At 62.3% G+C, this 25,934-nt stretch carries 29 protein-coding genes; 12 read left to right on the top strand and 17 right to left on the bottom strand.

The window, feature by feature from the left end; translation table 11 throughout:
• Positions 1–5 precede the first annotated feature (5 nt).
• On the top strand, positions 6–836 hold the full coding sequence (locus tag HMPREF2757_RS01520; protein ID WP_070572708.1) for a bifunctional hydroxymethylpyrimidine kinase/phosphomethylpyrimidine kinase: 831 nt from the start codon (positions 6–8) through the stop codon (positions 834–836).
• A 126-nt stretch (positions 837–962) separates the two neighbouring features.
• Here the strand turns inward: HMPREF2757_RS01520 and HMPREF2757_RS01515 are convergent, their stop codons facing one another.
• From HMPREF2757_RS01515 to HMPREF2757_RS01495, 5 genes are all read right to left on the bottom strand, one after another.
• Positions 963–1,220, bottom strand: a complete 258-nt coding sequence (locus HMPREF2757_RS01515; protein ID WP_070572706.1) for a type B 50S ribosomal protein L31 — start codon at positions 1,218–1,220, stop codon at positions 963–965.
• 142 nt (positions 1,221–1,362) lie between these two features.
• The gene (locus HMPREF2757_RS01510) at positions 1,363–2,127 is read right to left on the bottom strand and encodes a phosphatase (RefSeq protein WP_070572704.1); all 765 of its coding nucleotides are present in this window, start codon (positions 2,125–2,127) and stop codon (positions 1,363–1,365) included.
• On the bottom strand, positions 2,120–3,007 hold the full coding sequence (locus HMPREF2757_RS01505) for a TrmH family RNA methyltransferase (protein WP_176745862.1): 888 nt from the start codon (positions 3,005–3,007) through the stop codon (positions 2,120–2,122). The genes HMPREF2757_RS01510 and HMPREF2757_RS01505 overlap by 8 nt, the downstream gene beginning before the upstream one ends.
• Complete coding sequence (locus HMPREF2757_RS01500; RefSeq protein ID WP_070572702.1) at positions 3,004–3,807, bottom strand: sulfite exporter TauE/SafE family protein; 804 nt, start codon at positions 3,805–3,807, stop codon at positions 3,004–3,006. The genes HMPREF2757_RS01505 and HMPREF2757_RS01500 overlap by 4 nt, the downstream gene beginning before the upstream one ends.
• Positions 3,807–4,595: an ABC transporter ATP-binding protein gene (locus tag HMPREF2757_RS01495; protein WP_070572700.1), complete on the bottom strand. Its 789-nt coding sequence runs from the start codon at positions 4,593–4,595 to the stop codon at positions 3,807–3,809. Before HMPREF2757_RS01495 ends, HMPREF2757_RS01500 begins: the two co-directional genes overlap by 1 nt.
• Positions 4,596–4,624: 29 nt before the next feature.
• On the opposite strand from HMPREF2757_RS01495, the gene HMPREF2757_RS01490 reads away from it, so the two are divergent.
• Together HMPREF2757_RS01490 and serB are read left to right on the top strand one after the other, a co-directional pair.
• The gene (locus HMPREF2757_RS01490; protein ID WP_070572698.1) at positions 4,625–5,380 is read left to right on the top strand and encodes a hypothetical protein; all 756 of its coding nucleotides are present in this window, start codon (positions 4,625–4,627) and stop codon (positions 5,378–5,380) included.
• 28 nt (positions 5,381–5,408) lie between these two features.
• Positions 5,409–6,200 (top strand): phosphoserine phosphatase SerB, encoded by a 792-nt coding sequence (gene serB, locus HMPREF2757_RS01485; RefSeq protein WP_070572696.1) that lies wholly within the window; start codon positions 5,409–5,411, stop codon positions 6,198–6,200.
• 174 nt (positions 6,201–6,374) lie between these two features.
• On the opposite strand, the gene HMPREF2757_RS01480 is transcribed toward serB, so the two are convergent.
• The 3 genes from HMPREF2757_RS01480 to HMPREF2757_RS01470 are packed head-to-tail and all read right to left on the bottom strand — an operon-like array spanning position 6,375 to position 8,353.
• Positions 6,375–6,845 (bottom strand): SixA phosphatase family protein, encoded by a 471-nt coding sequence (locus tag HMPREF2757_RS01480; RefSeq protein WP_070572695.1) that lies wholly within the window; start codon positions 6,843–6,845, stop codon positions 6,375–6,377.
• An 11-nt stretch (positions 6,846–6,856) separates the two neighbouring features.
• Entirely contained in the window at positions 6,857–7,615 is a 759-nt protein-coding gene (fabI, locus tag HMPREF2757_RS01475) for an enoyl-ACP reductase FabI (protein ID WP_070572693.1), read from the bottom strand.
• A 27-nt stretch (positions 7,616–7,642) separates the two neighbouring features.
• A complete protein-coding gene (locus HMPREF2757_RS01470) occupies positions 7,643–8,353 on the bottom strand; it encodes a beta-ketoacyl-ACP reductase (protein ID WP_070572691.1) in 711 nt (236 codons plus the stop codon).
• Between the two features lie 116 nt (positions 8,354–8,469).
• Here HMPREF2757_RS01470 and HMPREF2757_RS01465 point away from each other — a divergent pair, with 116 nt between their 5' ends.
• From HMPREF2757_RS01465 to HMPREF2757_RS01455, 3 genes are read left to right on the top strand one after another with little or no spacing between them, the layout of a single operon-like run.
• Complete coding sequence (locus tag HMPREF2757_RS01465; RefSeq protein WP_070572689.1) at positions 8,470–8,820, top strand: DUF3099 domain-containing protein; 351 nt, start codon at positions 8,470–8,472, stop codon at positions 8,818–8,820.
• Positions 8,813–9,022, top strand: coding sequence for a hypothetical protein (locus HMPREF2757_RS01460; RefSeq protein WP_070427988.1), 210 nt, complete (start codon positions 8,813–8,815; stop codon positions 9,020–9,022). Before HMPREF2757_RS01465 ends, HMPREF2757_RS01460 begins: the two co-directional genes overlap by 8 nt.
• Positions 9,023–9,916, top strand: a complete 894-nt coding sequence (locus tag HMPREF2757_RS01455) for an SURF1 family cytochrome oxidase biogenesis protein (protein ID WP_070572687.1) — start codon at positions 9,023–9,025, stop codon at positions 9,914–9,916.
• 32 nt (positions 9,917–9,948) lie between these two features.
• On the opposite strand, the gene HMPREF2757_RS01450 is transcribed toward HMPREF2757_RS01455, so the two are convergent.
• The 8 genes from HMPREF2757_RS01450 to HMPREF2757_RS01415 form a co-directional block, all read right to left on the bottom strand.
• On the bottom strand, positions 9,949–11,550 hold the full coding sequence (locus HMPREF2757_RS01450) for an ABC-F family ATP-binding cassette domain-containing protein (RefSeq protein ID WP_070572685.1): 1,602 nt from the start codon (positions 11,548–11,550) through the stop codon (positions 9,949–9,951).
• Positions 11,547–12,254, bottom strand: a complete 708-nt coding sequence (locus HMPREF2757_RS01445) for a ribonuclease H family protein (RefSeq protein ID WP_070572683.1) — start codon at positions 12,252–12,254, stop codon at positions 11,547–11,549. Before HMPREF2757_RS01445 ends, HMPREF2757_RS01450 begins: the two co-directional genes overlap by 4 nt.
• Positions 12,255–12,315: 61 nt before the next feature.
• Positions 12,316–12,651: a metal-sulfur cluster assembly factor gene (locus tag HMPREF2757_RS01440; RefSeq protein ID WP_019175051.1), complete on the bottom strand. Its 336-nt coding sequence runs from the start codon at positions 12,649–12,651 to the stop codon at positions 12,316–12,318.
• 19 nt (positions 12,652–12,670) lie between these two features.
• A complete protein-coding gene (gene sufC / locus HMPREF2757_RS01435; protein WP_070572681.1) occupies positions 12,671–13,426 on the bottom strand; it encodes a Fe-S cluster assembly ATPase SufC in 756 nt (251 codons plus the stop codon).
• Between the two features lie 11 nt (positions 13,427–13,437).
• Positions 13,438–13,758 carry a Rieske (2Fe-2S) protein gene (locus HMPREF2757_RS01430; protein WP_070572679.1) on the bottom strand — a complete coding sequence of 107 codons (321 nt, stop codon included), beginning with the start codon at positions 13,756–13,758 and terminating at the stop codon, positions 13,438–13,440.
• Complete coding sequence (sufD, locus tag HMPREF2757_RS01425) at positions 13,755–14,906, bottom strand: Fe-S cluster assembly protein SufD (RefSeq protein WP_070572677.1); 1,152 nt, start codon at positions 14,904–14,906, stop codon at positions 13,755–13,757. The genes HMPREF2757_RS01430 and sufD overlap by 4 nt, the downstream gene beginning before the upstream one ends.
• A gap of 40 nt (positions 14,907–14,946) precedes the next feature.
• Positions 14,947–16,386, bottom strand: a complete 1,440-nt coding sequence (gene sufB / locus HMPREF2757_RS01420) for a Fe-S cluster assembly protein SufB (RefSeq protein ID WP_305366931.1) — start codon at positions 16,384–16,386, stop codon at positions 14,947–14,949.
• The gene (locus tag HMPREF2757_RS01415; protein ID WP_070572675.1) at positions 16,383–17,102 is read right to left on the bottom strand and encodes a helix-turn-helix transcriptional regulator; all 720 of its coding nucleotides are present in this window, start codon (positions 17,100–17,102) and stop codon (positions 16,383–16,385) included. Before HMPREF2757_RS01415 ends, sufB begins: the two co-directional genes overlap by 4 nt.
• Before the next feature lie 142 nt (positions 17,103–17,244).
• On the opposite strand from HMPREF2757_RS01415, the gene HMPREF2757_RS01410 reads away from it, so the two are divergent.
• From HMPREF2757_RS01410 to HMPREF2757_RS01390, 5 genes are read left to right on the top strand one after another with little or no spacing between them, the layout of a single operon-like run.
• On the top strand, positions 17,245–18,147 hold the full coding sequence (locus HMPREF2757_RS01410) for an ABC transporter ATP-binding protein (protein ID WP_070572673.1): 903 nt from the start codon (positions 17,245–17,247) through the stop codon (positions 18,145–18,147).
• Positions 18,144–18,929, top strand: a complete 786-nt coding sequence (locus HMPREF2757_RS01405; protein WP_070572671.1) for an ABC-2 transporter permease — start codon at positions 18,144–18,146, stop codon at positions 18,927–18,929. Before HMPREF2757_RS01410 ends, HMPREF2757_RS01405 begins: the two co-directional genes overlap by 4 nt.
• A 13-nt stretch (positions 18,930–18,942) precedes the next feature.
• Positions 18,943–19,911 (top strand): COX15/CtaA family protein, encoded by a 969-nt coding sequence (locus tag HMPREF2757_RS01400; protein WP_070572670.1) that lies wholly within the window; start codon positions 18,943–18,945, stop codon positions 19,909–19,911.
• 3 nt (positions 19,912–19,914) lie between these two features.
• Entirely contained in the window at positions 19,915–21,639 is a 1,725-nt protein-coding gene (locus HMPREF2757_RS01395) for an ABC transporter ATP-binding protein (protein ID WP_070572667.1), read from the top strand.
• On the top strand, positions 21,632–23,512 hold the full coding sequence (locus tag HMPREF2757_RS01390; RefSeq protein ID WP_070572665.1) for an ABC transporter ATP-binding protein: 1,881 nt from the start codon (positions 21,632–21,634) through the stop codon (positions 23,510–23,512). The genes HMPREF2757_RS01395 and HMPREF2757_RS01390 overlap by 8 nt, the downstream gene beginning before the upstream one ends.
• A gap of 3 nt (positions 23,513–23,515) precedes the next feature.
• Here the strand turns inward: HMPREF2757_RS01390 and HMPREF2757_RS01385 are convergent, their stop codons facing one another.
• Positions 23,516–24,157 carry a TetR/AcrR family transcriptional regulator gene (locus tag HMPREF2757_RS01385; RefSeq protein ID WP_070572663.1) on the bottom strand — a complete coding sequence of 214 codons (642 nt, stop codon included), beginning with the start codon at positions 24,155–24,157 and terminating at the stop codon, positions 23,516–23,518.
• A gap of 133 nt (positions 24,158–24,290) precedes the next feature.
• On the opposite strand from HMPREF2757_RS01385, the gene HMPREF2757_RS01380 reads away from it, so the two are divergent.
• Positions 24,291–25,928 (top strand): class I adenylate-forming enzyme family protein, encoded by a 1,638-nt coding sequence (locus tag HMPREF2757_RS01380; RefSeq protein ID WP_070572661.1) that lies wholly within the window; start codon positions 24,291–24,293, stop codon positions 25,926–25,928.
• Positions 25,929–25,934: the final 6 nt, after the last annotated feature.

Here is a 25,934-nt window from a genome sequence, read left to right as displayed (position 1 = left end):
AGACCATGACGCATCGACGCGCGCTGACAGTTGCCGGCTCCGATGTTTCCGGCGGCGCAGGCCTTGCCGCAGACCTCAAAATGTTCAACGAATACGGGGTCTTCGGCGCATCCGTCATCACCTGCATCGTCACCTTTGACCCGGCGGAGGGCTTTGACCACACGATCGACTTCACCACGCCCGAAAGCGTGATACGGCAGTTCGACTCCACTCTCGGGGCCCACCGCTTCCACGCGGTCAAATCCGGGATGCTCGGAAGCGTTGACACCGCACCCATGCTCGCCCAGCGCCTGCGCGATATCGACGCCCCTTACGTATTCGACCCCGTGCTGACCTACAAGGGCAGCGGCAAAGGCGTCATCGATCTCTCCCAGATGATGCTGGAGACCTATGTGCCTGCAGCTTCGGTCATGACACCCAATCTGGACGAAGCGGCAAAGCTGATCGGCGCGGACTCCCTTGACTCTGCTGAAGACATGATCGCCGCGGCCAAACAGCTGCACGCCCTCGGTGCGGCAAGCGTCGTCGTCAAGGGCGGTGCCCGCTTCCCCGGCCCGGACGCCGTCGACGTCTTCTACGACGGTTCGACGGCCCACGTACTGCGCTCGCGCAAGGTCAATGACGAACTCGTCAACGGCGCCGGGTGCTCTTTCGCATCCTCGATTGCCGCCGGTCTCGCCCTGGGACACAAGCCGCTCGACGCGGTTGTCAGCGCAAAGGTGAAGGTGGCGCACGGAATTGCCCGCTCCATGCCCAACGCAATGAACGTCAACTCGATGTTCCACCCGGCCGCCCGCGTCTGGCCGCACCCCGACGTGTCCGTCACCGTCAGCTGAAACAGCCCCGTCCGGTGAGCTCCGCCTCGCAGGTCACATTCTGAAGCCCCAGCGTTTTGGAACCTCACCCGGAAAGCATAAAGCCGCCGGTCCCACGCAGGGATCCGGCGGCTTCTTCGGCGCAGATTACTTGCGCTTGCCGAAGGACTTGTAGCGGTCCTTGAACTTCTCAACACGGCCAGCGGAGTCGAGGATGCGCTGCTTGCCGGTGTAGAACGGGTGCGATGCCGACGAGATTTCAACGTCGACGAGCGGGTAGGTGTTGCCGTCTTCCCACTCGATGGTCTTGTCGCTCTTGACCGTCGAACGGGTCAAGAGCTTCTTGCCCGAAGCGAGGTCGTTGAAGACAACCGCCTGGTATTCGGGGTGAATGTCCTTCTGCATAAGTCTTTCCTTTGAATTCGTCAGAGCCCCTGGTGCGACCGAGTCGCCTGCCAGCTGCTCAAATTCGGATGTGCCGACGCTGAGGCGTCAACCTATGAGACTATACCGGCTCAGCACCTGCAAAGCGAACTGATTCAGGGAGTCAGCGCGTCAGCCACCGGATGAGCCCGGCGTAGTTGTACGGCGGAATGTTGTCGTCCAGTGGTACGCAGACCTCCACCTGGCCCTGGGCTTGCGCGACGAAGAGGGCCGGGTCATTGCAGTCGGCGTAGCCCACTGTGCGCAGTCCCCTGCTGGCCGCGGCCCCCGCCCATCCGTGGTCGGCAACCACGAGGTCGGGCATGGGCTGGCCGGCTTCATCCAGCGCGTCGAGCAGCGCGTGCATGGGCTCGGCCAGGTGCGTGTGCGGCAGGCCGCCGTGAATGTGCCAGTGCCACACACGGCCGATCTGGCGGACGTCCCCGCCTTCTGACTGCAGCGGAATGAACTGGTCAAGCCGCACGAGTGCAGCACCCAGCCGCTCAGCCCAGGCGGCAGTGGCTTCGTGCACCGGCAGAAGCCCCGAAGGGTGGCCGGTGGCAAAGAGGATGCGCTCACCGCGCCCAGCCGCGTCAGATACTGCCGCCCGCAGACGGTCCAGACCGTCCATGCACAGCTCAGTGGAGATCGTGTCAGCGCCTTCCGTGTAGTCTCGCTGCGGTCGAATGCCGCAGCGGGCAACCATGACGTCGAAGACGGAGTCATAATCCCAATCGCGCGTCAGGGGCACGCCGAAGTCGAAATTGCGCTCCTGGGCCAAGAACCTGTGGATGTGCGACAGGTTGTTCTCCCTCGGCGTTGCAACCTCGCCGGTCACCCCGCCTTCAATCAGCGATCGGGCGGCGGCATCGCGGGTGATTTCAGCCATCGGCGTCCTCCTGAAGTGCAAACACTGCCACAGCCGCTGCCGCAGCCACATTGAGTGAATCGATTCCGTGGGACATGGGGATGATGACTCTGGCATCGGCGGATTCGATTGTCCGGCGACTGAGCCCGGCGCCTTCAGTGCCCATAACCAACGCGGTCTTGCGGTGCCCTGCCCGGGCGAACTCGCGAACGCTCATCGCGTCATCGCGCAGAGCCAGAGCCGCAGTTGTGAAGCCGTGCTCACGCAGCAGGTCAATGCCGCCGGGCCACGGTTCGATCCGCACCCACGGCACAGAGAAGACTGTGCCCATCGACACCCGGATGGAGCGCCGGTACAGCGGGTCGGCGCATCGTGGACTGATGAGAACGGCGTCAGCGCCAAGTGCTGCCGCAGAGCGGAAGATCGCACCGACATTCGTATGATCGACGATGTCCTCCAGCACTACGACCGTCCTGGCCCACTCGAGAATTGTCTTCAGTGTTGGCTGCGGTTTGCGCTCCATGGCCGCCAGGGCTCCCCTGTGCAGGTGAAAGCCGACGATGTTTTCAAGTTCAGCCGGTGTTCCCAAGATGATGGGGGCGTCTGAGCTGGCCAGCTGTGGTGCGAGATCAGCCAGCCAGTTGGGCCGCAGCAGGAACGAGCGCGCGCTGTATCCGGCGGCAAGCGCCCGTGTCACGATCTTGGATGACTCTGCAATGAACAGCCCCTCGGCGGGTTCTCGTTTGCTGCGCAGCTGAACATCCGTCAGATCCGTGTAGTCCGCAAGCAGAGTCCCGGACGCCTGAGAAGACCGGATGACCCGAGCTTCGTCGATGCCGTGAGTGCGGAGAATCTGCTGAATCTGCGCGTCGTCAATATCGCGCTTGGCCGGGGTGTTCACAGCTGGATGATGCGGAAGAAGGCGATGATGCTGAGAATGACGATAATGCCCCGCAGCAGCGGGTCGGGCAGCTTCTGGGCGAACTTGGCTCCTGCGTAACCGCCGATGAGCGATCCGATGGCGACAAGCAGCACGGCCGTCCAGTTGATCTTGTCGAACCCGACGATCATGTAGACAACGGCTGCAACCGTGTTGACGCCGAGAACGAGAACATTTTTGAAGCCGTTGATCTGCTGCAGCGAATAGGCCGTGAGAACACCCAGGAGGCCTACGAGCAGAACACCCTGCGCGGCGGCGAAGTAGCCGCCGTAGATTGCGGTGAAGAAGATTGCGGCCAGAGCTGCCGCCTTCATGGCAGTTGAGGCGTCTTCCGGCTTGGCCGGTGCCGTGTGCCCCGTCCTTACTGCCCGAGCAGTCAGGGCCCGTTTGAGGAACGGCTGCCCGATCACGAGAACGACCGCTAGAACAATGAGCACCGGCACTACGGCCTCAAATGTCGTCGAGGGCAGAATCACCAGAAGCAGCGCGCCTACAACAGAGCCGAGAATCGACGCGGGCAGCCACACGGCAACCTGTTTGCCGTAGCCGGCCATCTGCTTTCGGTAGCCCAGGGAGCTTGCCACATTGCCGGGGATGAGACCCAGCGCATTGCTCATCGTCGCAGTCTGCGGCGGAACCCCAAAAGCGACCAGAGCCGGGAACGTGATGAGCGTTCCAGACCCGACGGCCGCGTTGATTGCGCCGGCGCCGAGGCCCGCGGCGAAGATGAGCAGAGCCTCGACGAGGCTGAATGATCCCATCAGTTCAAGCGCGCCTGCGCGTGGAAGCGCCCTTCGGTGACGGTGAGCTTGATGGGCAGATCGAAAGTCTCCGACAGGTTTTCTTCTGTGATGGCTTCCTTGATTTCACCGGCTGCGACTACGCCGCCGCCGCGAATGAGCAGGGCGTGCGTCATCGACTGCGGAATCTCTTCGACGTGGTGGGTCACCATGAGGGTGGTCGGGGCGTATTTTGAGCCGACGATCTCGGTCAGCGCCCGCACGAGCTCTTCGCGTCCGCCCAAGTCAAGGCCCGTTGCCGGTTCGTCCAGCAGGAGCAGTTCGGGATCGGTCATGAGCGAGCGGGCAATCTGCACGCGCTTCTTTTCGCCGTCGGACAGCGTGCCGAATCGACGAGAGCCGAAGCCCTCGATTCCGAAGGCCGCCAAGAGGTCATCAGCGCGGGTGAGGTCGACGTCCTCGTAGTCCTCCACCCAGCGGCCGAGCACTCCGTAGGCGGCGGTGAGAACGACATCGCGCACTTTTTCGCTGCCGGGAATCCGTTTGGCAAGCTGCGAGGACGAATAGCCGATCCGCGGCCGCAGCTCGAAAACGTCAACCCGCCCCAGGCGCTCTCCGAGGATGTCGATCGTGCCTTCTGTCGGGTGCATGCGTCCGGCCGCAAGCTCAAGGAGCGTCGTCTTTCCAGCGCCGTTTGGACCGAGAACAGCCCAATGTTGGCCTTCTTCAATCTTGAGAGAAAAATCTGAGAGGAGCTGATTGGCTCCTCGGCGGACACCGACGTCGTCTAGCTGCAGGACAATGCTCATACGACGAACTCTAACCTATACTCGGGCCGATGATTCCCCCCTCTCCTGACACGTCGGCCGTGTTCTTCGTCGCTTCGCTCCAGTGCCTCCTTTCCCAGACCAGGCCGCCGGATGCGGTGGTTGACTCATACACCTCGGCTGGGTCTGCGGTCCCACTGATTGTAGATGATCCGGTCTTCTCCGCCGACCTGCCCGAGGGCCTTCTGCTGTGGGCGGCACAGCTGCGCCGCGCAGGCATCGACTCGGCATACACCGTCCTCGTCCACCCCACGCTTCCACACCGGGTGCCCCGCACCGACCGTGAGCACCGGGGCCTATTATCTCGCGTGTCAAATGTCACAGTTCTTGAAGCGCAGGGCGTTTCACGCGCCCTCGTCGTGCTCAATGCCGAAGGCACGGCTCGGGTGATTCCCACGGCCGCTGTGCCTTCCACACCTCTGGGCACTGTGTCTGCTTCCGAGGCGGTGCGGGCTCTGCGCGAATGCACGATGGAAGGGCTGGCTCTTGTTGAGCGGCTGGGCGACGAGCTGCCGGAAGATCTGCGTCAGGCCCCGTGGCGTGACTGGCAGGCGGACATGGCGCTGGGCCGCCTGGCAGAGAACATCGGGTTTCTTCTGCCGGAGCCGAGGTGGGCGGCAAGTCTGGTCACAGCGTGTGAAATCCATTCGCTCCTGGCACCGATTTTGGCTCCCCAAACGCTGCAGCCGCCGGAGTTCGGCGCTCTGCTCGCCCGCCTTCACGCCGCGGCAGCCGCAGTTGTGTGGTCTGTTACCCGAGCCCGGTGAGCCGCATTCGCTCACATACAATCGCGGCATGGATCGACTGAGCATCATCACCGACGACGACGGTCTTTTCGTCCGCTCCGACCTCTTTGACGAAGACGAGCAGCACATTGTCGCCCGCGAGCTGCGTGAACAGCACCCCGACGGTGACCTGTGGACCGTCCCCCTGCCCCTGGGCCTGCTTGGACCTGAGCTGGTTGTGATGGATGTCGATTCGACCTTCATCAACGAAGAGGTCATTGAAAAACTCGCGGCACACGCTGGACGCGAAGCACAAGTGCGCGCCGTAACCGAACGCGCCATGGCAGGTGAGCTCGACTTCGCCGAATCGCTGATCCACCGTGTCGAACAGCTGGCGGGCGTACCGGCCTCGGCGCTGGACGAAGTTGCTGCCGCCGTCACGTTGACCCCCGGTGTTGAAACCCTTGTGGCGAACCTGCACGCGGCCGACTGCCGTATCGCGCTGGTTTCAGGCGGCTTCACCGCAGTGGTCCAGCAGATCGCCGGTTCCCTCGGAATTGACGATGTCACTGCCAACGGGCTTGAGATCGCCGAGGGCGTTCTCACTGGGAAGGTCAGCGGTCCGATTGTCGACAGGCAGGCAAAGGCCAACCGGCTGCTGGAGATCGTCGAAGCCGAAGGGCTCGACACAGCGCGCACCGTGGCCATCGGCGATGGAGCCAATGACATCGATATGATTGAAGCCGCGGGCTTCGGCATTGCCTTCTGCGCCAAGCCCGCGCTTATCGAACGGGCCGATGCTCAACTGCGCACCCGGCGGCTCGATGCGGTCTATCCCGGACTGACGGGTATGAGCCTGTAGGCCAAAACCACCCGGCAATCCCCCGCGGGCAGGCGAAAGCTCCGGCGAACCATCCGGGCACAGAAGAGGCGGTGGGCCCCACTTGGGGACCCACCGCCTCTGCTGTGTATTTGAAGGTGCCGCAGAATCGGTTTTTAGGCCTGTTTTTGGGCCCAGATGTTCACGGCAGCGGTCTCAAACCCGTTCTGTGAAGTCGAGAATCTGCGGCTGTGGGAGGACTCCCGCCGCGTCTTCCCAGCTGTCGATCGTGAAAACCGCGATAGAACTGGGGCGGAATTTCTCAACCGGGACGCCCGAGAATTCGGACACCGCTTGGGCGACGGTGGGATTGTGGCCCACGATGATCGCCGCCTGCGAGTCCGGCGGAATGGTCGCAACAGCTTCACGCCAGTCAAGAACCTGCGCCTGGTACAGCGCGTCGTCCAAACGCACCTGGGGGCTGCTGTTCAGCTGCTCGATGATGAGCTGCGCGGTTTCCGTCGTTCGCCGCGCACTCGAAGCTATTGCGAAGTCGATCGGAAGATCCGCGAGGTGTTCGCCAGCTCGTCGCGCTTCTTCGCGTCCTTCGGGCGTGAGCGGACGGTCGTAGTCAGGTCCGGCTTCGTTCGACGCGTGGGCGTGACGGGCGAAGATCAGAGTGGGCATTATCCGCTGCCTCAGGATCCGGTTGAGTGCAGGCCGCCGTCAACGTGGATCATCGAACCGGTTGTCTTGGGGAACCAGTCCGACAGCAGGGCGACGATTCCGCGACCGGCGGGTTCCGTGTCGCTTTGGTCCCAACCCAGCGGCGCGCGGTCGCCCCATACGTCTTCGAACGCGTCAAAGCCCGGAATGGACTTCGCTGCGGTGGTCTTGAGAGGACCTGCCGAGATGAGGTTGACGCGGATGTCGTGTTCACCGAGGTAGCGGGCCAGGTAGCGGCTTGTGGACTCGAGTGCGGCCTTCGATACGCCCATCCAGTCGTATGCGGGCCAGGCGACTGTCGCATCGAACGTCAGGCCGACGATTGAGGCTCCCTTGTTGAGCACCGGCTGAGCAGCGACAGCGATGGCCTTGAGCGAATATGCCGAAACGTGAAGGGCATTGGATACGGATTCCCACGGCGTGTCGAGGAACACACCGCCGAGTGCGTCCTTTGGTGCGAAGGCGATCGCGTGGACAATGCCGTCGATGTTGCCGCCCAAACGCTCGGGAAGTGCGGCAAGGTCGTCTTCGTTCGTCGCGTCGAGCTCGATGACCTCAGCCGGCTTCGGCAGGCGCTCGGCGATGATCGACGTGATCTTCATCTGGCGTCCGAAGGACGACAGGATGACCTCGGCGCCCTGTTCCTGAGCCAGGCGGGCTGCCGAAAAGGCGATGGACGATTCAGTGAGCACACCCGTGACGAGGATGCGCTTGCCTTCGAGAATTCCCATGATGTTCCTTTCTACAAGATTCTGCTGTCAGTGACCCATGCCGAGGCCGCCGTCAACCGGAATGACGGCACCGGAGATATAGGCGGCGTCCTCCGAGGCCAACCAGGCGACAACCCCTGCGACCTCTTCCGGGAGGGCGAACCGCTTAGCGGGGATGGTGTCGAGGTATTCCTTCTGCTGCTTTTCGGGCAGTTCATCAGTCATGTCCGTCTTGATGAAGCCCGGGGCAACAACATTTGCCGTGATGCCGCGGGCACCGAGCTCGCGAGTGAGCGAACGCGCCATGCCCACGAGCCCAGCCTTGGCTGCCGAGTAGTTGAACTGACCGGGCACGCCGTAGAGGCCCGAAACAGAGGAAATGAAGATGATGCGGCCGAACCGCGAGCGGACCATGTTGGTGATCCCCGGTTTGACGGTGCGGAACACACCCGTGAGGTTGGTGTCGATGACCTGTTCGAATTCATCTTCTGACATCCGCATCAGCAGGTTGTCCCGCGTGATGCCGGCATTCGCCACTACGACTTCAACGGTGCCGAGCTCATTTTCGATCGCTTCATAAGCCGCTTCCAACGACGCGAGGTCCGTGACATCCGCGGCGACCGCGAATGCTCCTTCGGGAGCATCGCCGTTGCGCGAGGTGACAGCGACCTTATCGCCCTGGGCCAGGAAACGTTCGGCGATCGTGCGACCGATGCCGCGGTTTCCGCCGGTTACAAGAACAACACGGGGTTCAGCCACGCTGGTCCTTTCAATCTGGAGTCAATCTCTCCCAACCTAGCCTAAAGCCCAGTCGGGCGTGGTTGAACAACAAAGGAGCGATATGCTTTTGTAGTCCGTTTGAAAGGTGGGGAGACGTGAACAGCAGGCCCGCGGTCAACATCACCTCGGCCAGCGAATCTCACGAAGCCGATCTCAACGCGCGCACCCGCAAGTACCTGATACTCATGGCCATTCGCATGGTCTGCTTTGTCGGGGCTGTATTCGCACACGGCTGGTTTCGCTGGGCACTTGTCGCCGGCGCCGTCGTCCTTCCGTGGATTGCCGTTCTCATTGCCAATGCCGTCGTCCGCCGTTACAGCCCGATCGATGCCGAACAGCCCGCGCCCACCGCAGCCCCGCTGGGCCAGCCAAAACAGAGCAGCCCGGCCGCACCGGACGACCCGATCATCATCGACGGCGAAATCGTGGAGGACGACGATGACTGACCTGCAGTGCTCGGCAAAGGGCTGCCCAGCACTGGCGTCGTGGGCTCTTCTGTGGAACAACCCGAAACTCCACTCCGATGAACGCCGCAAAGTGTGGCTGGCCTGCAGTCTGCACCGAGAAACCCTCGAAGAATTCCTCACACTCCGGTCATTTCTGCGTGAAACTGTGCCCGCAGACCGTATTCCCCCAGGAGCTGGATAAGTGCGCTACGGATTCCTCTTCTCCGCAAAATGGCTGCGCTACATCGCCATTGCAATCATCTTCGCCATCGCGTGTGCGCTTTTGGCCAACTGGCAGAACAGCCGCCGTGAAGCCCGCAACGCCGAAATCGAGCGCATCGAAGCGAACTACAGCGCTGCCCCGCAGCAGCTGCACAAGGCGGTGCCGTCCGCATCAGACCAGCTGCCGGATGAGGCCGATTGGAAACACGTGACCGTCACCGGGACCTACGCCGCAGACCATACGGTCCTTGCGCGCAACAGGCCTCTGGGCGGGCAGCCCGGATATTTCGTCGTCACACCGCTGCAGACCGACAACGGTCCCGTGGCAGTCGTGCGCGGGTGGACACCGAGCTCAAGCAGCCCCGATCCGAGCAGCGTGCCCGCTCCCCCGCACGGCACCGTCACAGTCGACGGCTGGATTCGCCCCGCGGAAGACGGCAAGCCCGATGACAACACTGTCGGCACGGTCAAACAGCTCGATCCGAAGGTGATGGGAATCGACGACGGATACACCGGCCTGTATCTCCAAGCCGGCAGCGAAGACCCGCAGGCAGACGAAGCCCTCACGGGCCTGCCGAAGCCATCGGTCGATCCCGGCTCTCACCTGTCCTACACCCTGCAATGGATTCTGTTCGGCGCTATGGCACTCGGTGCGATCATCGTCGCAGCCGTGCGAGAACGCAGGGCAATCGCGGCGGGCAAGGACCAGCAGCAGGCCGACTACGTCGTCGTGGAAAAGGCTGCGATCGCACACGGAGTGCGCACCTCCGGCAGCCGCTACGGCGACGATGGGCGCAGGGTCAGATCAGGCCGTCGTGACCGTTCGGCAGAGGCAGACGAAGACGCGCTTCTGGACTCCCAGGGCTGGGGCTGAGACTGCGAGACCAGAGCCCCAGCTCACTCGCATCAGGCCAGTTCAACCAGGTCCAGGTAGTCCTCGCTCCACAGGTCCTCGTCAGCATCCGGCAGCAGCAGCACCCGGTCGGGGTTAAGAGCCTCAACAGCACCGGCATCGTGCGTCACCAGCAGGATCGCACCCTCATAGCGTTCAATGGCCGACAGGATCTCCACCCTCGACTGTGGGTCGAGGTTGTTTGTCGGCTCATCTAGAAGAAGCACATTGGCTGAAGACACCACGAGGCAGGCCAACGCCAGGCGGGTCTTCTCGCCGCCGGAGAGAACGCCCGCGGGCTTGTCGACGTCTTCGCCGGAGAACAGGAATGAACCGAGCACAGTGCGCACCTTCGTGTCGTCAAAAGCATCCGGTGCGGCCGACTGCATGTTCTCCAGAACCGTCCGCTCAAGATCGAGTGTGTCGTGTTCCTGCGCGAAATAGCCCAGTTTGAGGCCGTGCCCGGCAACGACTTCGCCGCTGTCTGGTTCTTCGACACCGGCCAGAAGCTTCAGCAGGGTTGTCTTTCCGGCCCCGTTGAACCCGAGAATCACAACGCGCGTGCCCCGGTCAACAGCGAGGTCGACACCGGTGAACACCTCCGTCGAACCGTACGCTTTGGACAGGCCGCGCGCCTCAAGCGGTACCCGACCGCACTTGGCAGGTTCGGGGAACCGGAGGTCAGCGACCTTTTCGCGCTGCCTCTCCCCCTGTGTGCTGGCCAGAAGCCGGTCCGCCCTCTTGGCCATGTTCTGCGCGGCAACCGTCTTCGTGGCTTTCGCGCGCATCTTGTCGGCCTGGGCGTGCAAGGCTGCAGCCTTCTTTTCGGCGTTGGCGCGTTCACGGCGCCTGCGACGTTCGTCGTCTTCACGCTGTTTGAGGTACTGCCGATAGCCCATCGAATAGATGTCAATGCACTGGCGCGTGGCGTCGAGGAAGAACACCTTGTTGACGACTTCGTCGATCAGGTCGAGGTCATGCGAGATGATGATGAGCCCACCGGGATACTTGGCCAGATAGTCCCGCAACCACAGAACGCTTTCGGCATCGAGGTGGTTGGTCGGCTCATCGAGAATCATGGTCTTCGGTGCTTCAAACAGAATTCGGGCCAGTTCGACCCTGCGCCGCTGACCGCCGGAAAGAGTCTGCAGCTCTTGTTTGAGAAGCTCCGCATCCAGCCCCAGATTGGCTGCAATCGCAAGCGCTTCAGATTCAGCAGCATAGCCGCCGGCGGCTATGAATTCGTCTTCAATGCGCGGGTACTTGTCGATGGCCTTCGACGCGGTGTCCGGATCAGGCGAAGACATCTGCTCCTCCGTGCGGCGCAGACGCTTGGCCAAAACGTCGAGCTCCCGCCCGGCTAGGATCCTCTCTTTGCCCGTCATGCGGAGATTGCCCGTCCGCGGATCCTGCGGCAGATAGCCGACCGAACCGGAGCGGAACACCTGCCCGGCGCTCGGCGGCACCTCGTCCATGAGGGCCTTTGTCAAGGTGGTCTTGCCCGCGCCGTTGCGACCCACCAGACCAACCCGGTCACCCTTCTCGACGCGGAAGGTGACATCGGACATGAGCACGCGGGCGCCCACCGTGATTTCGAGGCCGGATGCGGCAATCATTCCGCAACCGCCTTCTCAATGAGTGCGCGCAGGTACTGCTGCGGGCGGACGCCGTCTTCACGTGCGCGCTCGGCGATGGCCCCCGCGAGGTCACGCGGAACATCTGCCCAGATGCGCACCGTATCTGTGGTCGAGGCCGCGGTTGAGCGGTCCTCGGAAGACGAGGTGCCGGAGGATGAGGACTCGGCTGTGCCACTGCCTGCGGTGTCGGGTTCGTTCGCAGCTTCTCCGCTGTACCCGGGACCACTGTCGAGCTTCGCGCCTTTCTGATAGGCGCCAGCCGCAGCTCGGGCGAGATCATCGGCCCTTTCGTTCATCCTGTGGTTTGCGTGCCCCTTCACCCACTCGTATGTGATGGAGCGGCCCGCAGACTTGGCAGCAGACATGAGTTCATCGAGCTGCTTCATGAGGTCGTCGTTGAGCACGGGCGATCCGTTGGCTTTCTTCCATCCGCGCTTCTTCCAGCCGGTCATCCACTTGGTGATCGAATTGATGGCGTACTGCGAATCACACAGAACGTGCACGTCAGCGCCAGAATCCTCGACTGCGCGGAGGAGCTCGATGACGGCCTGCAGCTCTCCGCGGTTGTTCGTCGCCTTGGGCCACCCGCCACAAGCCCACTGGTCGTCGCTGATGTACCAGGCCCAGCCGGCGGGGCCGGGATTGCCGAGAGCCGAACCGTCAACGGCTGCGATGATCGTCACAGAACTCCTAGAGAAGACTTTGGGGGCGGGTAGATTCTACCCGCCCCCAAGGATCAGCTGATCAGATGTTGAAGCCCAGTGCACGCATCTGCATGCGGCCGTCTTCTGTGATCTTCTCCGGGCCCCACGGCGGCATCCAGATCCAGTTGAGGCGGAATGCCGGGACGATGCCGTCGAGCGCCTGGGCGATCTGGTCTTCGATGACGTCGCTCAGCGGGCACGCCGCCGAGGTCAGGGTGATGTCGATGACAGCAGTGCCGTCTTCTTCGACAACAACCCCGTAGACGAGCCCGAGGTCGACGACGTTGACGCCGAGTTCTGGGTCAACGACGTCCAGGAGCGCTTCTGTGACTTCTTCTGCAGAGGCGTTGCTCGGCGAATCGATGACTTCGGTCACACTTTCCTCCTCTGATGTGTCAGGCGGTCTGGAAGAAGCGGTCGTAGCCTTCGTTTTCCAGACGCTCGGCCAGTTCCGGTCCGCCCTCTTCGACGATCTTGCCGTCGACGATCACGTGCACGAAGTCCGGCTTGATGTACTGCAGGATGCGCGTGTAGTGGGTGATGAGCAGAATGCCCACGTCGGTGTTGTCTTTAGCGCGGTTGACGCCCTCGGACACAATGCGCAGGGCGTCGACGTCAAGACCGGAGTCGGTTTCGTCGAGGATCGCAAAGCGCGGCTTGAGCAGCTCCATCTGCAGGATTTCGTGGCGCTTCTTCTCACCGCCGGAGAACCCTTCGTTGACGTTGCGGGTGGCAAATGCCGGGTCAACGCGCAGCTTCTCCATGGCTTCGCCCAGTTCTTTCGACCAGGTGCGCAGCTTGGGAGCTTCGCCGTCGATGGCGGTTTTGGCGGTGCGCAGGAAGTTCGTGACGGTCACGCCGGGAACTTCCACCGGGTACTGCATAGCGAGGAACAGACCGGCCTTGGCGCGTTCGTCTGCTTCCATTTCGGTGATGTCTTCGCCGTCGAGCTCAATCGTGCCCGAGGTGATGGTGTAGGCGGGGTGGCCGGCCAGGGCGTAGGCCAGCGTCGACTTGCCCGAGCCGTTGGGGCCCATGACGGTGTGGGTCTTCTTCGAGTTGATGTCGAGTGACAGGCCCTTGAGGATCTCCTTCGGGCCTTCGTCGGTTTCTACGCTGACGTGGAGGTCGCGGATAGAGAGAGTGGACATGTTTCCTGCTTTCAGTGCGTCGAGTTGATGTCTACGAAGATCGTGCCGTCGCGCTCTTCGGCGGCGTAGACGGCTACGGGCTCGAAGGCCGGGGGTGATTCGGGCTCACCCGTTCTTAAGTCGAAGGCCGAGCCGTGCAGCCAGCATTCGATCGAACAGCCCGAAACTTCGCCTTCAGCCAGCGAAACTTCGCCGTGCGTGCAGACGTCGTTGACGGCGTGGACCGCGCCGTCTTCCGTGCGCGCAACACACACTTCGACGTCGTCGATGACCACCCGCACGGCGGTGCCGATGGCGAGTTCGTCCGATTTCAGTGCTGGCTTGCTGCTCATTCGGCCATGCTCCGAGCGAGTTCTTCTTCGATTTTCTGGCTGAGGAGGTCTTCGACTTCCTCGTTTTCGATCTTCTGGATGATTTCGTTGAAGAAACCGCGAACGACCAGGCGGCGCGCTTCGTCTTCGGGAATGCCGCGGCTCATGAGGTAGAACAGGTGCTCTTCGTCGAACTGGCCGGTCGACGATGCGTGGCCGGCGCCTTCGATTTCGCCCGTTTCGATTTCCAGGTTGGGAACCGAGTCAGCACGGGCACCCTTGCTCAACAGCAGGTTGCGGTTCATTTCGTAGGTGTCGATGCCGAGGGCCTCGGGGCGGATCAGGACATCGCCGATCCAGACGGTGCGCGCGTCCTTACCGTAGAGGGCGCCCTTGTACAGCACGTTCGACACGGCCTTCGGCGTGTTGTGGTCCACGTAGGTGCGGTGTTCGAAGTGCTGTCCAGCATCGGCGAAGTACAGCCCGAACATTTCGGCTTCTCCGCCGGGCGCGGAGTAGCGGACGTTGGTGTTCAGCCGCACGATCTTTCCGCCGAGCGTAATCTGCACGTGCTTGAAGTACGCGTCCTTGCCGACGACGGCATCGTGCTGCGCAGCGTGCAGGGCGGTGTCGTCCCACAGCTGCAGTTCGATGAAGTCGACGTTGGCGCCGTCTCCCACAACCGTCGTGATCAGCTCGCTGTAGTCAACGGTTCCCCTGTGGGTGACGATGAAGTCAACGTGGGCGTTCTCACCGACTGTCACGAGGGTGTGGCCGTGAACGAGGCCCCCTGCGCCCGTGAGGTCGATGCGGACGGGTTCGCTGATCTCGGCACCGGCTTCCACCGAATAGTGGGTGACGGTCGCCGCCTGATTGGCGGCGATGACAGCCGGAAGGTCTTCCGGTGCTACCGCGCCGAGCTCGCGAGCCCGTTCCAGCGTGATCGTTTCTACGGCGACGCCTTCGGGCAGGGTCTCTTCGCGGCCGAGCGTTCCGTTTCCGGTCTGGTTCTGAAGCAGCGCGTCGAGCTTCTTGACCGGGCTGAAGCGCCATTCTTCTTCCCGGCCGGTCACTGCCGGGAAGTCAGCGATGTCGAAGCTGCGCGTGCGCTGCGAACGAGTGGTGGCAGGCACCTGCTTGGGCGCGGTGCTGCTCGAGGTCTGGGTCATTATTCTCCTTTGACAGTCGGCGTGATCGCGGCTGGACTGGTCAGCCGACCGCGCCTTCCATCTGAAGTTCGATAAGGCGGTTGAGTTCGAGTGCGTATTCCATCGGCAATTCGCGTGCAATCGGTTCGACAAAGCCGCGGACGATCATGGCGTAGGCCTCAGTTTCGTCCAGGCCACGGCTCATGAGGTAGAACAGCTGGTCTGCCGACACCTTCGACACGGTGGCCTCGTGCCCGAGGGTCACATCGTCATTGCGAATGTCGATGTACGGGTACGTGTCCGAACGCGAATGATTGTCCACCAGCAGAGCGTCACACAGCACGTTGTTAGCCGAACCGGATGCGTTCGGGTACACGTGCACGAGTCCGCGGTAGGCGGAGCGACCGCCGCCGCGGGCAACGGACTTCGCGACGATGTTCGAGGACGTGTTCGGGGCTGCGTGCACCATCTTCGAACCGGTGTCCTGGTCCTGGCCAGAGCCTGCGAAGGCAACAGACAGGGTTTCACCGCGAGCGTGTTCGCCGGTCATCCAGATGGCCGGGTACTTCATGGTGACCTTCGAGCCGATGTTGCCGTCGATCCACTCCATGGTGGCGCCCTCTTCGGCGATCGCGCGCTTGGTCACGAGGTTGTACACGTTGTTCGACCAGTTCTGCACGGTCGTGTAGCGAACCTTTGCGCCCTTCTTGGCGATGATCTCAACGACTGCCGAGTGCAGGGAGTCGGACTTGTAGATCGGAGCGGTGCAGCCCTCGACGTAGTGCACCGACGAACCTTCGTCGGCAATGATGAGTGTGCGCTCGAACTGGCCCATGTTCTCGGTGTTGATGCGGAAGTAGGCCTGGAGGGGAATTTCGACGTGAACGCCCTTGGGGACGTAGACGAACGAACCGCCGGACCACACAGCGGTGTTGAGCGCGGAGAACTTGTTGTCGCCGGAGGGGATGACGGTGCCGAAGTACTCTTCGAAGATCTCCGGGTAGTCGCGCAGGCCGGTGTCCGTGTCAACGAATATGACACCCTGGCGCTCAAGCTCTTCGTTGATCTTGTGGTAGACGACCTCGGATTCATACTGCGCAGCGACACCGGCGACCAGGCGCTGCTGTTCAGCTTCCGGGATGCCCAGGCGGTCGTAGGTGTTCTTGATGTCCTCCGGGAGGTCATCCCACGTCTGCGCCTGCTGCTCGGTCGAGCGCACAAAGTACTTGATGTTGTCGAAGTCAATGCCGCCCAGGTCTGGGCCCCACTGCGGCAGCGGCTTCTTCTCAAAGAGCTCGAGTGCGCGCAGCCTGCGCTGCAGCATCCATTCGGGCTCGTCCTTCAGCTTCGAGATGTTGCGGACGACATCCTCATTCAGGCCGCGCTGAGCATTGGCGCCTGCTTCATCAGAATCATGCCAGCCGTATTCATAGGCGTTCCCGATGTCTTTCAGTTCGGGATTGGCTTCCAGAATCCAGTTGGATTCAGTGGTGTCAGTCACCTTGCTCCTCCTTGGTTTTGTTCCGGCGCATCGATCAGCGGTCTGTTGACGTCTGAAGTCGGCACGTGCGTTGTGCACACATGACCGCCGGCTGCGAGCGTCGACAGGCGCCTGATGTCCACGCCCAGAAAATCAGAGAAGGCATCGAGCTCTGCTTCGCAGAACTGCGGATACCTTGCGGCAGCTTTGTGTATTGGACAGTGCCCCTGGCACAGCTGCATGGCCTCCAGCGGTGTTCCCACCGCCACGGGGGTTGCCGATGTGGCGTACCCCTCGGCATCGAGTGCCGCGGCGAGATCGCGGGAGCGTCCTGCCACGGTGGCGGACCTGCGGCCGACACGCGCTTCGACACGATCCATGAGTTCGCCGATCCGCTGCCTGGCGAACTCCTCTACTGCACTCTCCCCGAGTTTATCTTCGAGGAACTCGAGTGCCTCAACGGTCAGTTCGTCATAGGAGTGGCTGATTCGGCTGTGGCCAGCGGTCGAGACCACGTAGTGGCGTGCCGGGCGCCCCCGGCCGGTCTTCGCACCGGCCAGTTCCCGCACCTCGATCGCGCCCTCATCTGTCAGTGCGTCCAGGTGCCGTCTTATGGCCGCGGCGGTCAGGTCGAGCTGGCGGGCGATGCTGGCAGCGGTGATGGGACCGTGATCCAATACCGCCTGCAGCACCCGCGCCCGGGTGCGCAGCACAGCCTGCGAACTCTGCTGAGACATAACCTGCCTTGCTGCATAGACTTATGAGGCGTTCTGCCTCATTTTCATTCAATAACATTAATGTGGCCTAAATTGTTCCACAAGCACCGGGCCTGGGCGTCCTCCGCACGTCCGGCGGGCCAGACGGCTACAGTGGGCACCTGTGACAGCACTTCAAGTCCGCGACGTCCGGTTCGCCTACGGCCGCAGAACCGCCGTCGACGGAATCTCACTTTCTGTTGAACCGGGTATGACCACCGCGGTTCTCGGCCCCAACGGAGCGGGAAAATCCACTCTCATCTCGCTGTGCACCGGTCTGTTGCGCCCACAGTCCGGTTCGGTCGAGATCTTCGGCCGCAGCCCCCTGGAAACACAGACCAGGGCTCTCATCGGCGTCATGCTGCAAGACGGGGGTCTGCCCATGGCCGCAAAGCCGCCGGCCATTCTCAAACACCTGGCGCGAATGTACGCAGACCCGGCAGACCCGGACGAACTCATGGACCAGCTGGGCATCCGATCCTTTGCCGGACGGTCCATCCGCCGGCTCTCCGGCGGTCAGAAGCAGCGCGTGGGCTTGGCCGCAGCGCTTATCGGCAAGCCCAGCCTCGTGTTCCTCGACGAACCGACCGCCGGGCTGGACCCGCAGGCGTCCCTGGCAGTCAAAGACATTGTCAGCAGCCTCGCTGACAGGGGAACGGCCGTCGTGCTGACAACCCACAACATGGCAGATGCACAAGAGCTTGCCGACAACGTCCACATTGTCGACCACGGGCAGATCATTGCCCAGGGAACGCCGTCAGAGCTCACCGCGGGCCGCACCTCGGTTCTGCGCCTGACCTTTGCCGAGGCTCCCCCACACAAGCTCAGCGACAAGCTGCGCTCTCGCTGGGACCTCAGCTGCGCTTCGGCAACGGCTATGACCTCAACCGGCGCCTACACGGCTGAGGACCTCAGCCAGATCACAGCGGAAATAGCAGCCAGCGGAGCAGAGCTGACGGGCTTGACGATGAGCTCTGGCGACCTTGGCGATGTCTTCCTCCAGCTGACGGGAAGGAGCCTGCGATGACAGCGCGCACGAATGCCGAAGAGCCCGGCTCATTCCGGCAGCGGCCCGCACCTGCCGTTGGCCGCGTTACCGCACGCGCAGCGTTTGAGACCAGGGCGATTCTCGGCAACGGCGAGCAGCTGATTTTGTCGCTGGTGCTGCCGCTGGCGATCCTGTTCACCCTGTCCCTGACAGGAATCCTGGAGGTCTTCGGCTATACGGGAAGCAATCACACGGCCGTTGCACTGGCGGGCGTACTCGGGGTGTCCATTGCCTCCAACGCTTTCACCGGCCAGGCGATCGCGACCGCTTTCGAGCGCCGCTACGGGGTTCTGCGCCACACCGCAACAACGCCCCTGGGCGTCAGCGGCCTCGTGGCAGGCAAAATTGCAGCCGTGCTCGCCGTGACCGTCGTCCAGTACGCTCTCGCCTTCGCCTGCGCGGCCTTTCTGGGCCTAGAGGCGAATATCAGCATTTCAGCGGTTGTTTTAAGCGCAGCTTTAGGCACCGCCGCTTTTGTCGGCCTGGCTCTTCTCATGGCCGGAACCATGAGGCCCGAGGCGGTGCTCGCCTTCGCCAATCTCCTGTGGGCTGCCATGGCCGGCGGCGGTGGACTGCTCATCGACCACGGCGGCACGTGGGGTTCTGTCGTAGGCTTTCTGCCCTCTGGAGCTTTGGGATCGGCGCTGCGCAGCGCTGTGATCGACGGTCGCTTCGACTGGATGAGCCTGCTCGTTTTGGCGGTGTGGGCGGTCATCGCAGCGGCAGCGGCTCGCCGATGGTTCTCCTACGACGACAAATGAGACAATAGGGGCCATGTCGACCTCCGCCTCTGTTTCTCCCGCGGCAGCCCCGCACAGAAGTGAAAAGCTTCCCCGCCGAGTTCGCGTGGCTGCGTGGGTTGTCCTCTTAGCCCAGGTGAGCATTATCGTCACCTCAACGGCCGTGCGCCTGACAGGATCCGGTTTGGGCTGTTCCGACTGGCCCATGTGCGAGCCCGGATCGCTGACGAACACCCCGGAGATGGGCATTCACGGCTTCATCGAGTTCGGCAACCGGGTCCTGGGCGTTGTCCTCGGTCTCATCTGCCTCGCCGCGCTCATCGTGGTCTGGCCGTGGCGGCGCGAACGGCCCGAACTCGCGTGGTCGGCCTTTGCACTTCTCATGGTTGTGCCCGTCCAGGCTGTCATCGGAGGCATGTCGGTGCTGACAAAGCTCAACCCGTGGGTTGTCGCCAGCCACTTCATTCCATCTGCCGCATCAGTCGCGGTTGCCGCGTATCTGATTGTCCGCGTGTATTCCGGACCGGGACCGCGCAGAGCGGTCGGACCGGCAAAGCTGCGGACGCTCATGTGGATCATCGCGGCACTGCTCGCGGTCGTCCTCGTGTTCGGCGTCCTCACCACCGGGGCTGGGCCGCACGCGGGCGACCGCGAATCGGCTCGCAACGGCCTGCCGACCGTGTGGATGGCCCGCTTCCACGCGTTTCCCGTCTGGCTGATGGTCCTGACCGCGGTGTGGGCTCGCGTCATCGCAGCAAAAGAAGGCGCTGTCCCCCAAGCCCGCGCAATCGACTTTCTCTTGGCCGTCACGGTCGTTCAGGGTCTGATCGGCTACGTCCAGTACTTCACCGGTCTGCCGATCGGCATTGTCTTGGTCCACATGTTCGGTCTGACGCTTGTGATCATGGCCGCGGTGTTCGCCATCATGTCGAACTACTCGTGGAAGGATGCACCTGCTCACCCGGCAGATGACATTTTCGAACCTACAGACAGCAGGCCCTGACACATGCTTCTGCATCTTTTTCGCAAGTTCGCGCTTCCGCTGTGGCCTGCGCTTCTCGGCCTGTTGGTCTTTGAAGCCCTGCAGATTGCAGGATCGCTGGCTCTGCCGACCCTCAATGCGCGCGTGATCGACGACGGGATTGCCGTTGGAGACGCTGCCGTGGTGTGGCGTTTGGGCGCAGCCATGCTGGCTCTGACTTTCGGACAGCTGGTGACCAATATCCTCGCGGTTGCCTGCGGCGCGTACGCCTCCCTCAAAGCGGCGCAGCACATGCGCACGGCGTTCTTTGCCAAGGTGTCGTCGTTCGGGTTTCAGGAGATCGCCCAGTTCGGCACATCGAGTTTGGTGACCCGCTCAACCAACGACGTCCGCCAGGTCCAGCAGTTCCTGACAATGGCGATGTCGATCGCGATCATGGCTCCGTTTATGGCCGTCGGCGGGCTCATCATGGCGCTGACTCTGGACCTTGCGCTTTCGTGGACGATTGTGGCTACTGTCGTCCTGCTCATGGCGATCATGGTGTGGGCAATTCGCGGGATGGTGCCGAGCTTCCGCATCATGCAGGAGCGCCTTGACGCTATGGGGTCGGTTCTGTCACAGCAGCTCTCAGGCCTGCGGGTCATCCGTGCCTTCGTCAAAGAAGACGCTGAGAAGAAGCGCTACGAACGGGTCAATGATCAGATGACGGACGCCTACATGACTGTCGGAAAGTATTTCGTGACCCTGTTTCCGCTGGTCATGCTCGTTGTCGGCCTTGGCGAGATGGCCATTGTGTGGTTCGGGGCGCTCGGTGTGGAAGCCGGCACCAGCAATGTCGGTTCGATTATGGCGTTCACGCAGTACCTCATGCTGATCCTCATGGGCGTTCTCATGGCCTCGTTCCTGGCCATGATGATGCCCCGTGCCGAAGTCGCCGCCGGCCGCATCCGGGAAGTGCTGGAAACCGAGCCGGCACAGACGCGCTCAGGTTCCGCCGAGTCCGTTTCCCACCCCGGTCTGCTGGAAGTCTCCGATGTCACTTTCTGCTTCCCCGGGGCCGAGGCGCCCGTTCTGGATTCGGTCACGTTCACCTGCCGACCGGGCACCACGACTGCGATCATCGGCGCCACGGGCTCCGGCAAGACCGTTCTCATGCAGCTCATCGTGGGCTTGCTTGACCCCACGAGCGGCTCTGTCGTCATCGGCGGGGTGCCCGCCGAAGAGCTCACGGCAGAAGCACGCAGCGAACAGTTCGGCTATGTGCCGCAGAAACCGCAGGTTTTCGGCGACACGATCGAGGGAAATCTGCGCAAGGGCAACCCCGGTGCCACTGATGCTCAAGTGCAGAGCGCCCTGCGCACATCCCAGGCGTGGGAGTACGTGCAGGGGCTAGAAGGCCAGACCCAGTACCGGGTCAACCAGAACGGCACTAACCTCTCCGGCGGTCAGCGTCAGCGGCTGGCAATCGCCATGGCACTGGTTCGCCCAAGTCCCATCCTGATCTTCGACGATTCCTTTTCGGCCCTCGACACGCAGACAGAAGCGCGAGTGCGGGACGGAATTGCCCAGATGGGTCCGCGCACCCAGATCGTCGTCACCCAACGCTGCTCAAGTGCAGCCCGGGCCGATCAGATCGTCGTGCTCGATGAAGGTCGAGCCGTTGCAGTCGGCACGCACACCGAGCTTTTGGAATCCTCGGACGTCTACCGGGAGATCTACTCATCGCAGACGGGAGCGGCCCATGAGTGAAGAAACCCCGCCAAACGAAAAGTCCGCTCACTTCTGGGCCACGGTCAAACGGTTCGTCGGCGAATTCAGACCGCATCGCACCCCGATGGTCATCACCGTCATCACCCTGTTCGTCGGCACAGTGCTCACAATTGCGGCACCCTATGTTTTCGGACTGGCGACAGACGCCGTGTTTGCAGGCTATCTGTCGATGACGACCGCGGCTGGGCAGCATGCCGAAGAAGCTGCACAGGCGCGCGATCAGCAGTCATCGCTGGGACCCATCATCGACACGATGGATGTCGTGCCCGGAGCTGGGATGGACTTCGGGCTCATCGGCAAACTCGTTCTCGTCGGTGTTGCGGTGTACGTCCTATCTTCGCTGTTCACCTTCATCGGCGGCCGCGTGAGCATCCGGGTTGTCAACATCGTCATGAGCGATATGCGCGCTCGTGTCGAGGCAAAGCTGCACCGGGTGCCGCTGTCCTACGCCGATAGGCAGCGCAAGGGCGATGTTCTGTCCCGGCTGAACAACGACCTCGACAATGTCACCCAGGTCGCCAATGAAAACCTCCAGCAGATCATTACGGGACTCATCAGCTTCTTCGGAGTACTCGCGGTGATGTTCACCCTGTCGTGGCAGCTGGCGCTCATTGCGGTTGCCTCAATTCCGATTACGGGTGTGATCTTCGCGCTCATCGGCGTGCCCAGCCAACGGCAGTTCAGCAGGCAATGGGCCGCAACCGGCGAACTCAATGCGCACGTCGAAGAGTCAATCACCGGGATTGCGCTGCTGCGCGTACACGGCGGGCTTCCGGCGGCACGCACAGAGTTCGAAAAATCGAATCGCGAAGTCTATGCCGCCAGCCTCCGGGCGCAGATTCTGTCCGGTTCGATCATGCCGTCGATGACATTCGTGTCGAACCTCGTGTTCGTCGCAATAGCGATTGTGGGGGCGGCTCTCGTGGCCGGCGGAGCCATCACTCTGGGCATTGTGCAGGCCTTTGTGTGGTACTCACGCCAGTTCTCTCAGACCTTCGGCCAGCTGGGCGGCATGGCATCGCGCCTGCAGTCGGCTGCTGCAAGTGCCGAGCGCGTCTACGAACTTCTCGACGCTCCGGAGGAAACACCGCAGACGGACGTCGAGCCCTTTGCCCCCTCGCACGGGAAAATCGAGTTCTCTGCGGTCGGCTTCTCCTACAGCCCCGATGAGGAGCTCATCTCCGATTTGACGCTCACTGCCCAGCCGGGTCAGACAATTGCCGTTGTGGGACCCACGGGTGCTGGCAAAACCACGATCGTCAACCTGCTCATGCGCTTCTACGACGCGGATTCCGGCAGCATACGGATCGACGGACGAGATGTTCGCAACATGAGTCGAGCCGATCTGCGCCGCCCTATCGGCATGGTTCTGCAGGACACGTGGCTGTTTGAGGGCTCCATACGGGACAACATCGCCTACGGCAATGATCGTGCCGATTCCAGCGCAATCGAAGCGGCCGCCCAGGCCGCCTACGTGGACCGCTTTACGTCGCAGCTGCCTGACGGTCTGGATTCCATGATCACCGAAACCGCAGACAACATCTCCGCGGGGCAGCGTCAGCTCATCACAATTGCCCGCGCTTTTGTGTCCGAGCCGACGATCCTGATTCTCGACGAGGCCACCTCGAACGTCGATACTCGCACAGAAGTGCTGGTGCAGGAGGCAATGAACAGGCTGCGGGCGGGGCGGACGAGCATTGTCATAGCCCACCGGCTGTCGACCATCCGCAATGCGGATGTCATCGTCGTCATGGACAAGGGCAGCATTGTCGAGCAGGGCGCGCATGACGATCTCATTGCCGCCGGCGGCCTCTACGCGTCACTGCACGCGGCGGGTTTTGGCGAAGAGTAGCTCTCAGGGCTCAGCCGAGCCAGAGCGCACAGCACCGACAGCACCGCGTGCTATGTGCCGAAAACGTCCGGCCAGCTGTTCCGGACGCAGCGGCCCGTCCGCGCGATACCACTGGGAGATTCCCGTGCACATGCTGATCACAGCGGTCACGGCTTCGCGCGGATAGGGCACGCTGAATTCGCCATCGGCGGCACCGCGTTGGACTATTCTGCTGAGCCTGGCGTGCTGCGCATCGCGCAAAGCAACGTAGTCGGGCCTGTCATCAGGGTGAATCGAGCGAAGCTCTGAGGCTGCCACAAAGGCGAGCTGCTGGTTCTTTGCATGGAACAGCACCATGCATTCGACGTATGCGTCGAGCTGCTCAGCACTGCTTGCACCAGCCTGCTCTTCTGCAAGGTCAGAACGGGCCGCGAGGTCAGTCATCGCGTAGCGAATGACAGCCAGCAGAAGGTCGTATTTCGATTTCCAATGGTGGTAGAGCCCAGGCACCGAAAGACCTGCGCGATCGGCTATCTGGCGGATGCTTGTGCCGTGGAAGCCCTTGTCGGCGAAACAGCTGAGGGCAGCGCGGAGAATCGGCGGCATCACAGTGTCGTAAAAAGCGCGCCAGTTTCCGTCTTCTATCGACGGCTGGAAATCCTCCATCGTGCTTCCTCTTTCTGCAATTCGGCATCCCCCACACTCTTACACGCGAATGACTCTTGACATTGCGCGGCTCGCCGTGTGAGGGTTCATACACCGAGCGATCGCTCGGTCGGGACATTCGAAGGAGCATGTCATGGGGCACACCAAGCGATGGACACATCTCTACCCTGAACACATCCCGAAAAGCGTCGAGGTCGAACACGCAAATCTACCGGAAGGGTGGAAAGCACGCGTTGCCCGAGACCCAGACAACACAGCCCTCGTCTACTTCGATCGAGTATTCTCCGCCGCGGAGGTTGACAGAAAGTCCGATGCTCTTGCTGCGGCCTTAGCGCAGCGGGGAATCGGCAAAGGCGACTGCGTCGGTTTGAAGCTGCAGAACATTCCCCAGTTCCCCCTTGCTCTGCTCGCCTTGTGGAAACTCGGCGCTTCCGCTCTGCTCATCAATCCCATGTACCGCCAGCGAGAGTTCCGCAGGCTGGTAGACGATTCCGGCGCCAAGGGCGTCATCGTTGAAGACACGCTGTTTGAGGAGACGCGGAGCTTCTGCGAGGGCTCTGACGTTGAGTGGCTTCTCACCACGTCGAGTCTGGACTACCAGACCCGCAACGACCCCCGCGTCTTCGCCAGCACCGAACGCCTTGACGCTGCTTCCGACGGCGATGTCTGCGCACTGATCGAACAGTTCGACGGCAGCGCACCGCCCCCTGTCCAGCTGAATCACAACGACGTGGCCGTCATGGTCTACACGTCGGGAACAACCGGACCGGCCAAGGGCGCACCGAATACACACGGAAATCTCCTGCACATTGCTGCGACGAACAGCGCGTGGCTGTCCATGACGCCCGAAGACGTCACGTTTGCTGCCGCACCGCTGTTCCACATCACGGGTGTCGGCGCCGTCAATACGACTGCCCTGCTGCACGGCGGTGCGCTCGTGTTCGCCAACAGGCCCAAGCCCGATGTCCTGGCGGATGCGTTCCGCGAGCACGGCGCCCACCACATGCTGTCGTCGATCACCGTCTACAACGCCCTGCTGCAGTCAGATGAGGTCAAGCGCGAACACTTCGCATCTGCAAAAGCGCTGCTCTCCGGCGGAGCGCCCACTCCCCCGGCCACCGTCGAGGCATTCGCAGAGAAATTCGGCATCGTAATCGGCGGGGCCTACGGAATGACGGAGACCACCTCGGCCATCATTGCCAGTCCGCCAGGCCACAGGGCACCAGTGCACAGCGCAAGCGGCACCCTGTCGGTGGGGGTGCCGCTGCCCAATGTCGACGCCGCCGTCATCGGACTTGACGGAAGCGAACTGCCGCCGGGCGAAGAAGGCGAACTTGCAGTTGCCGGACCGCAGGTGATCTCGGGCTACTGGAACAACCCGGAAGCCACAGAGAAAACGATTGTCGACGGAATGCTGCGCACCGGGGATTCCGCAATCATGGACGAAGACGGCTGGATCTACCTGGTCGACCGGCTCAAAGACCAGATCAACGCATCCGGCTTCAAAGTCTGGCCGCGCGAAGTCGAAGACGTCCTGTACGAACACCCTGCCGTCTACGAAGCCGCAGTGATCGGCAAACCAGACGAATACCGCGGTGAAACAGTTGTCGCCTTCGTGTCGCTGCACCCGAACACCCCTGCCGAACCAAGCGAGCTCAGAGACTTCTGCAGTGAACGCCTAGCGGCCTTTAAACGCCCGACAGAAATCACAATCGTCGATGAACTGCCCAAGACAGAAACCGGAAAGATTCAACGCCGCGCACTGCGGTGAAGCACT

Source organism: Brevibacterium sp. HMSC063G07, assembly GCF_001810665.1.
In the GTDB taxonomy this organism is placed as follows: Bacteria; Actinomycetota; Actinomycetes; order Actinomycetales; family Brevibacteriaceae; genus Brevibacterium.
This window is presented reverse-complemented; position numbering and strand designations above follow the sequence as displayed.

Bases quoted from the DNA above. Each gene is read 5' to 3' on its own strand.
- HMPREF2757_RS01430 (WP_070572679.1), bottom strand. From the start codon at position 13,758: ATGAGCAGCAAGCCAGCACTGAAATCGGACGAACTCGCCATCGGCACC.
- HMPREF2757_RS01405 (WP_070572671.1), top strand. From the start codon at position 18,144: ATGACAGCGCGCACGAATGCCGAAGAGCCCGGCTCATTCCGGCAGCGG.
- HMPREF2757_RS01400 (WP_070572670.1), top strand. From the start codon at position 18,943: ATGTCGACCTCCGCCTCTGTTTCTCCCGCGGCAGCCCCGCACAGAAGT.
- HMPREF2757_RS01395 (WP_070572667.1), top strand. From the start codon at position 19,915: ATGCTTCTGCATCTTTTTCGCAAGTTCGCGCTTCCGCTGTGGCCTGCG.
- HMPREF2757_RS01415 (WP_070572675.1), bottom strand. From the start codon at position 17,102: ATGTCTCAGCAGAGTTCGCAGGCTGTGCTGCGCACCCGGGCGCGGGTG.
- HMPREF2757_RS01495 (WP_070572700.1), bottom strand. From the start codon at position 4,595: ATGAGCATTGTCCTGCAGCTAGACGACGTCGGTGTCCGCCGAGGAGCC.
- sufC (WP_070572681.1), bottom strand. From the start codon at position 13,426: ATGTCCACTCTCTCTATCCGCGACCTCCACGTCAGCGTAGAAACCGAC.
- HMPREF2757_RS01480 (WP_070572695.1), bottom strand. From the start codon at position 6,845: ATGCCCACTCTGATCTTCGCCCGTCACGCCCACGCGTCGAACGAAGCC.
- HMPREF2757_RS01460 (WP_070427988.1), top strand. From the start codon at position 8,813: ATGACTGACCTGCAGTGCTCGGCAAAGGGCTGCCCAGCACTGGCGTCG.
- HMPREF2757_RS01450 (WP_070572685.1), bottom strand. From the start codon at position 11,550: ATGATTGCCGCATCCGGCCTCGAAATCACGGTGGGCGCCCGCGTGCTC.
- HMPREF2757_RS01515 (WP_070572706.1), bottom strand. From the start codon at position 1,220: ATGCAGAAGGACATTCACCCCGAATACCAGGCGGTTGTCTTCAACGAC.
- HMPREF2757_RS01500 (WP_070572702.1), bottom strand. From the start codon at position 3,807: ATGGGATCATTCAGCCTCGTCGAGGCTCTGCTCATCTTCGCCGCGGGC.
- HMPREF2757_RS01510 (WP_070572704.1), bottom strand. From the start codon at position 2,127: ATGGCTGAAATCACCCGCGATGCCGCCGCCCGATCGCTGATTGAAGGC.
- HMPREF2757_RS01385 (WP_070572663.1), bottom strand. From the start codon at position 24,157: ATGGAGGATTTCCAGCCGTCGATAGAAGACGGAAACTGGCGCGCTTTT.
- HMPREF2757_RS01490 (WP_070572698.1), top strand. From the start codon at position 4,625: ATGATTCCCCCCTCTCCTGACACGTCGGCCGTGTTCTTCGTCGCTTCG.
- fabI (WP_070572693.1), bottom strand. From the start codon at position 7,615: ATGGGAATTCTCGAAGGCAAGCGCATCCTCGTCACGGGTGTGCTCACT.
- serB (WP_070572696.1), top strand. From the start codon at position 5,409: ATGGATCGACTGAGCATCATCACCGACGACGACGGTCTTTTCGTCCGC.
- HMPREF2757_RS01390 (WP_070572665.1), top strand. From the start codon at position 21,632: ATGAGTGAAGAAACCCCGCCAAACGAAAAGTCCGCTCACTTCTGGGCC.
- sufD (WP_070572677.1), bottom strand. From the start codon at position 14,906: ATGACCCAGACCTCGAGCAGCACCGCGCCCAAGCAGGTGCCTGCCACC.
- HMPREF2757_RS01520 (WP_070572708.1), top strand. From the start codon at position 6: ATGACGCATCGACGCGCGCTGACAGTTGCCGGCTCCGATGTTTCCGGC.
- HMPREF2757_RS01380 (WP_070572661.1), top strand. From the start codon at position 24,291: ATGGGGCACACCAAGCGATGGACACATCTCTACCCTGAACACATCCCG.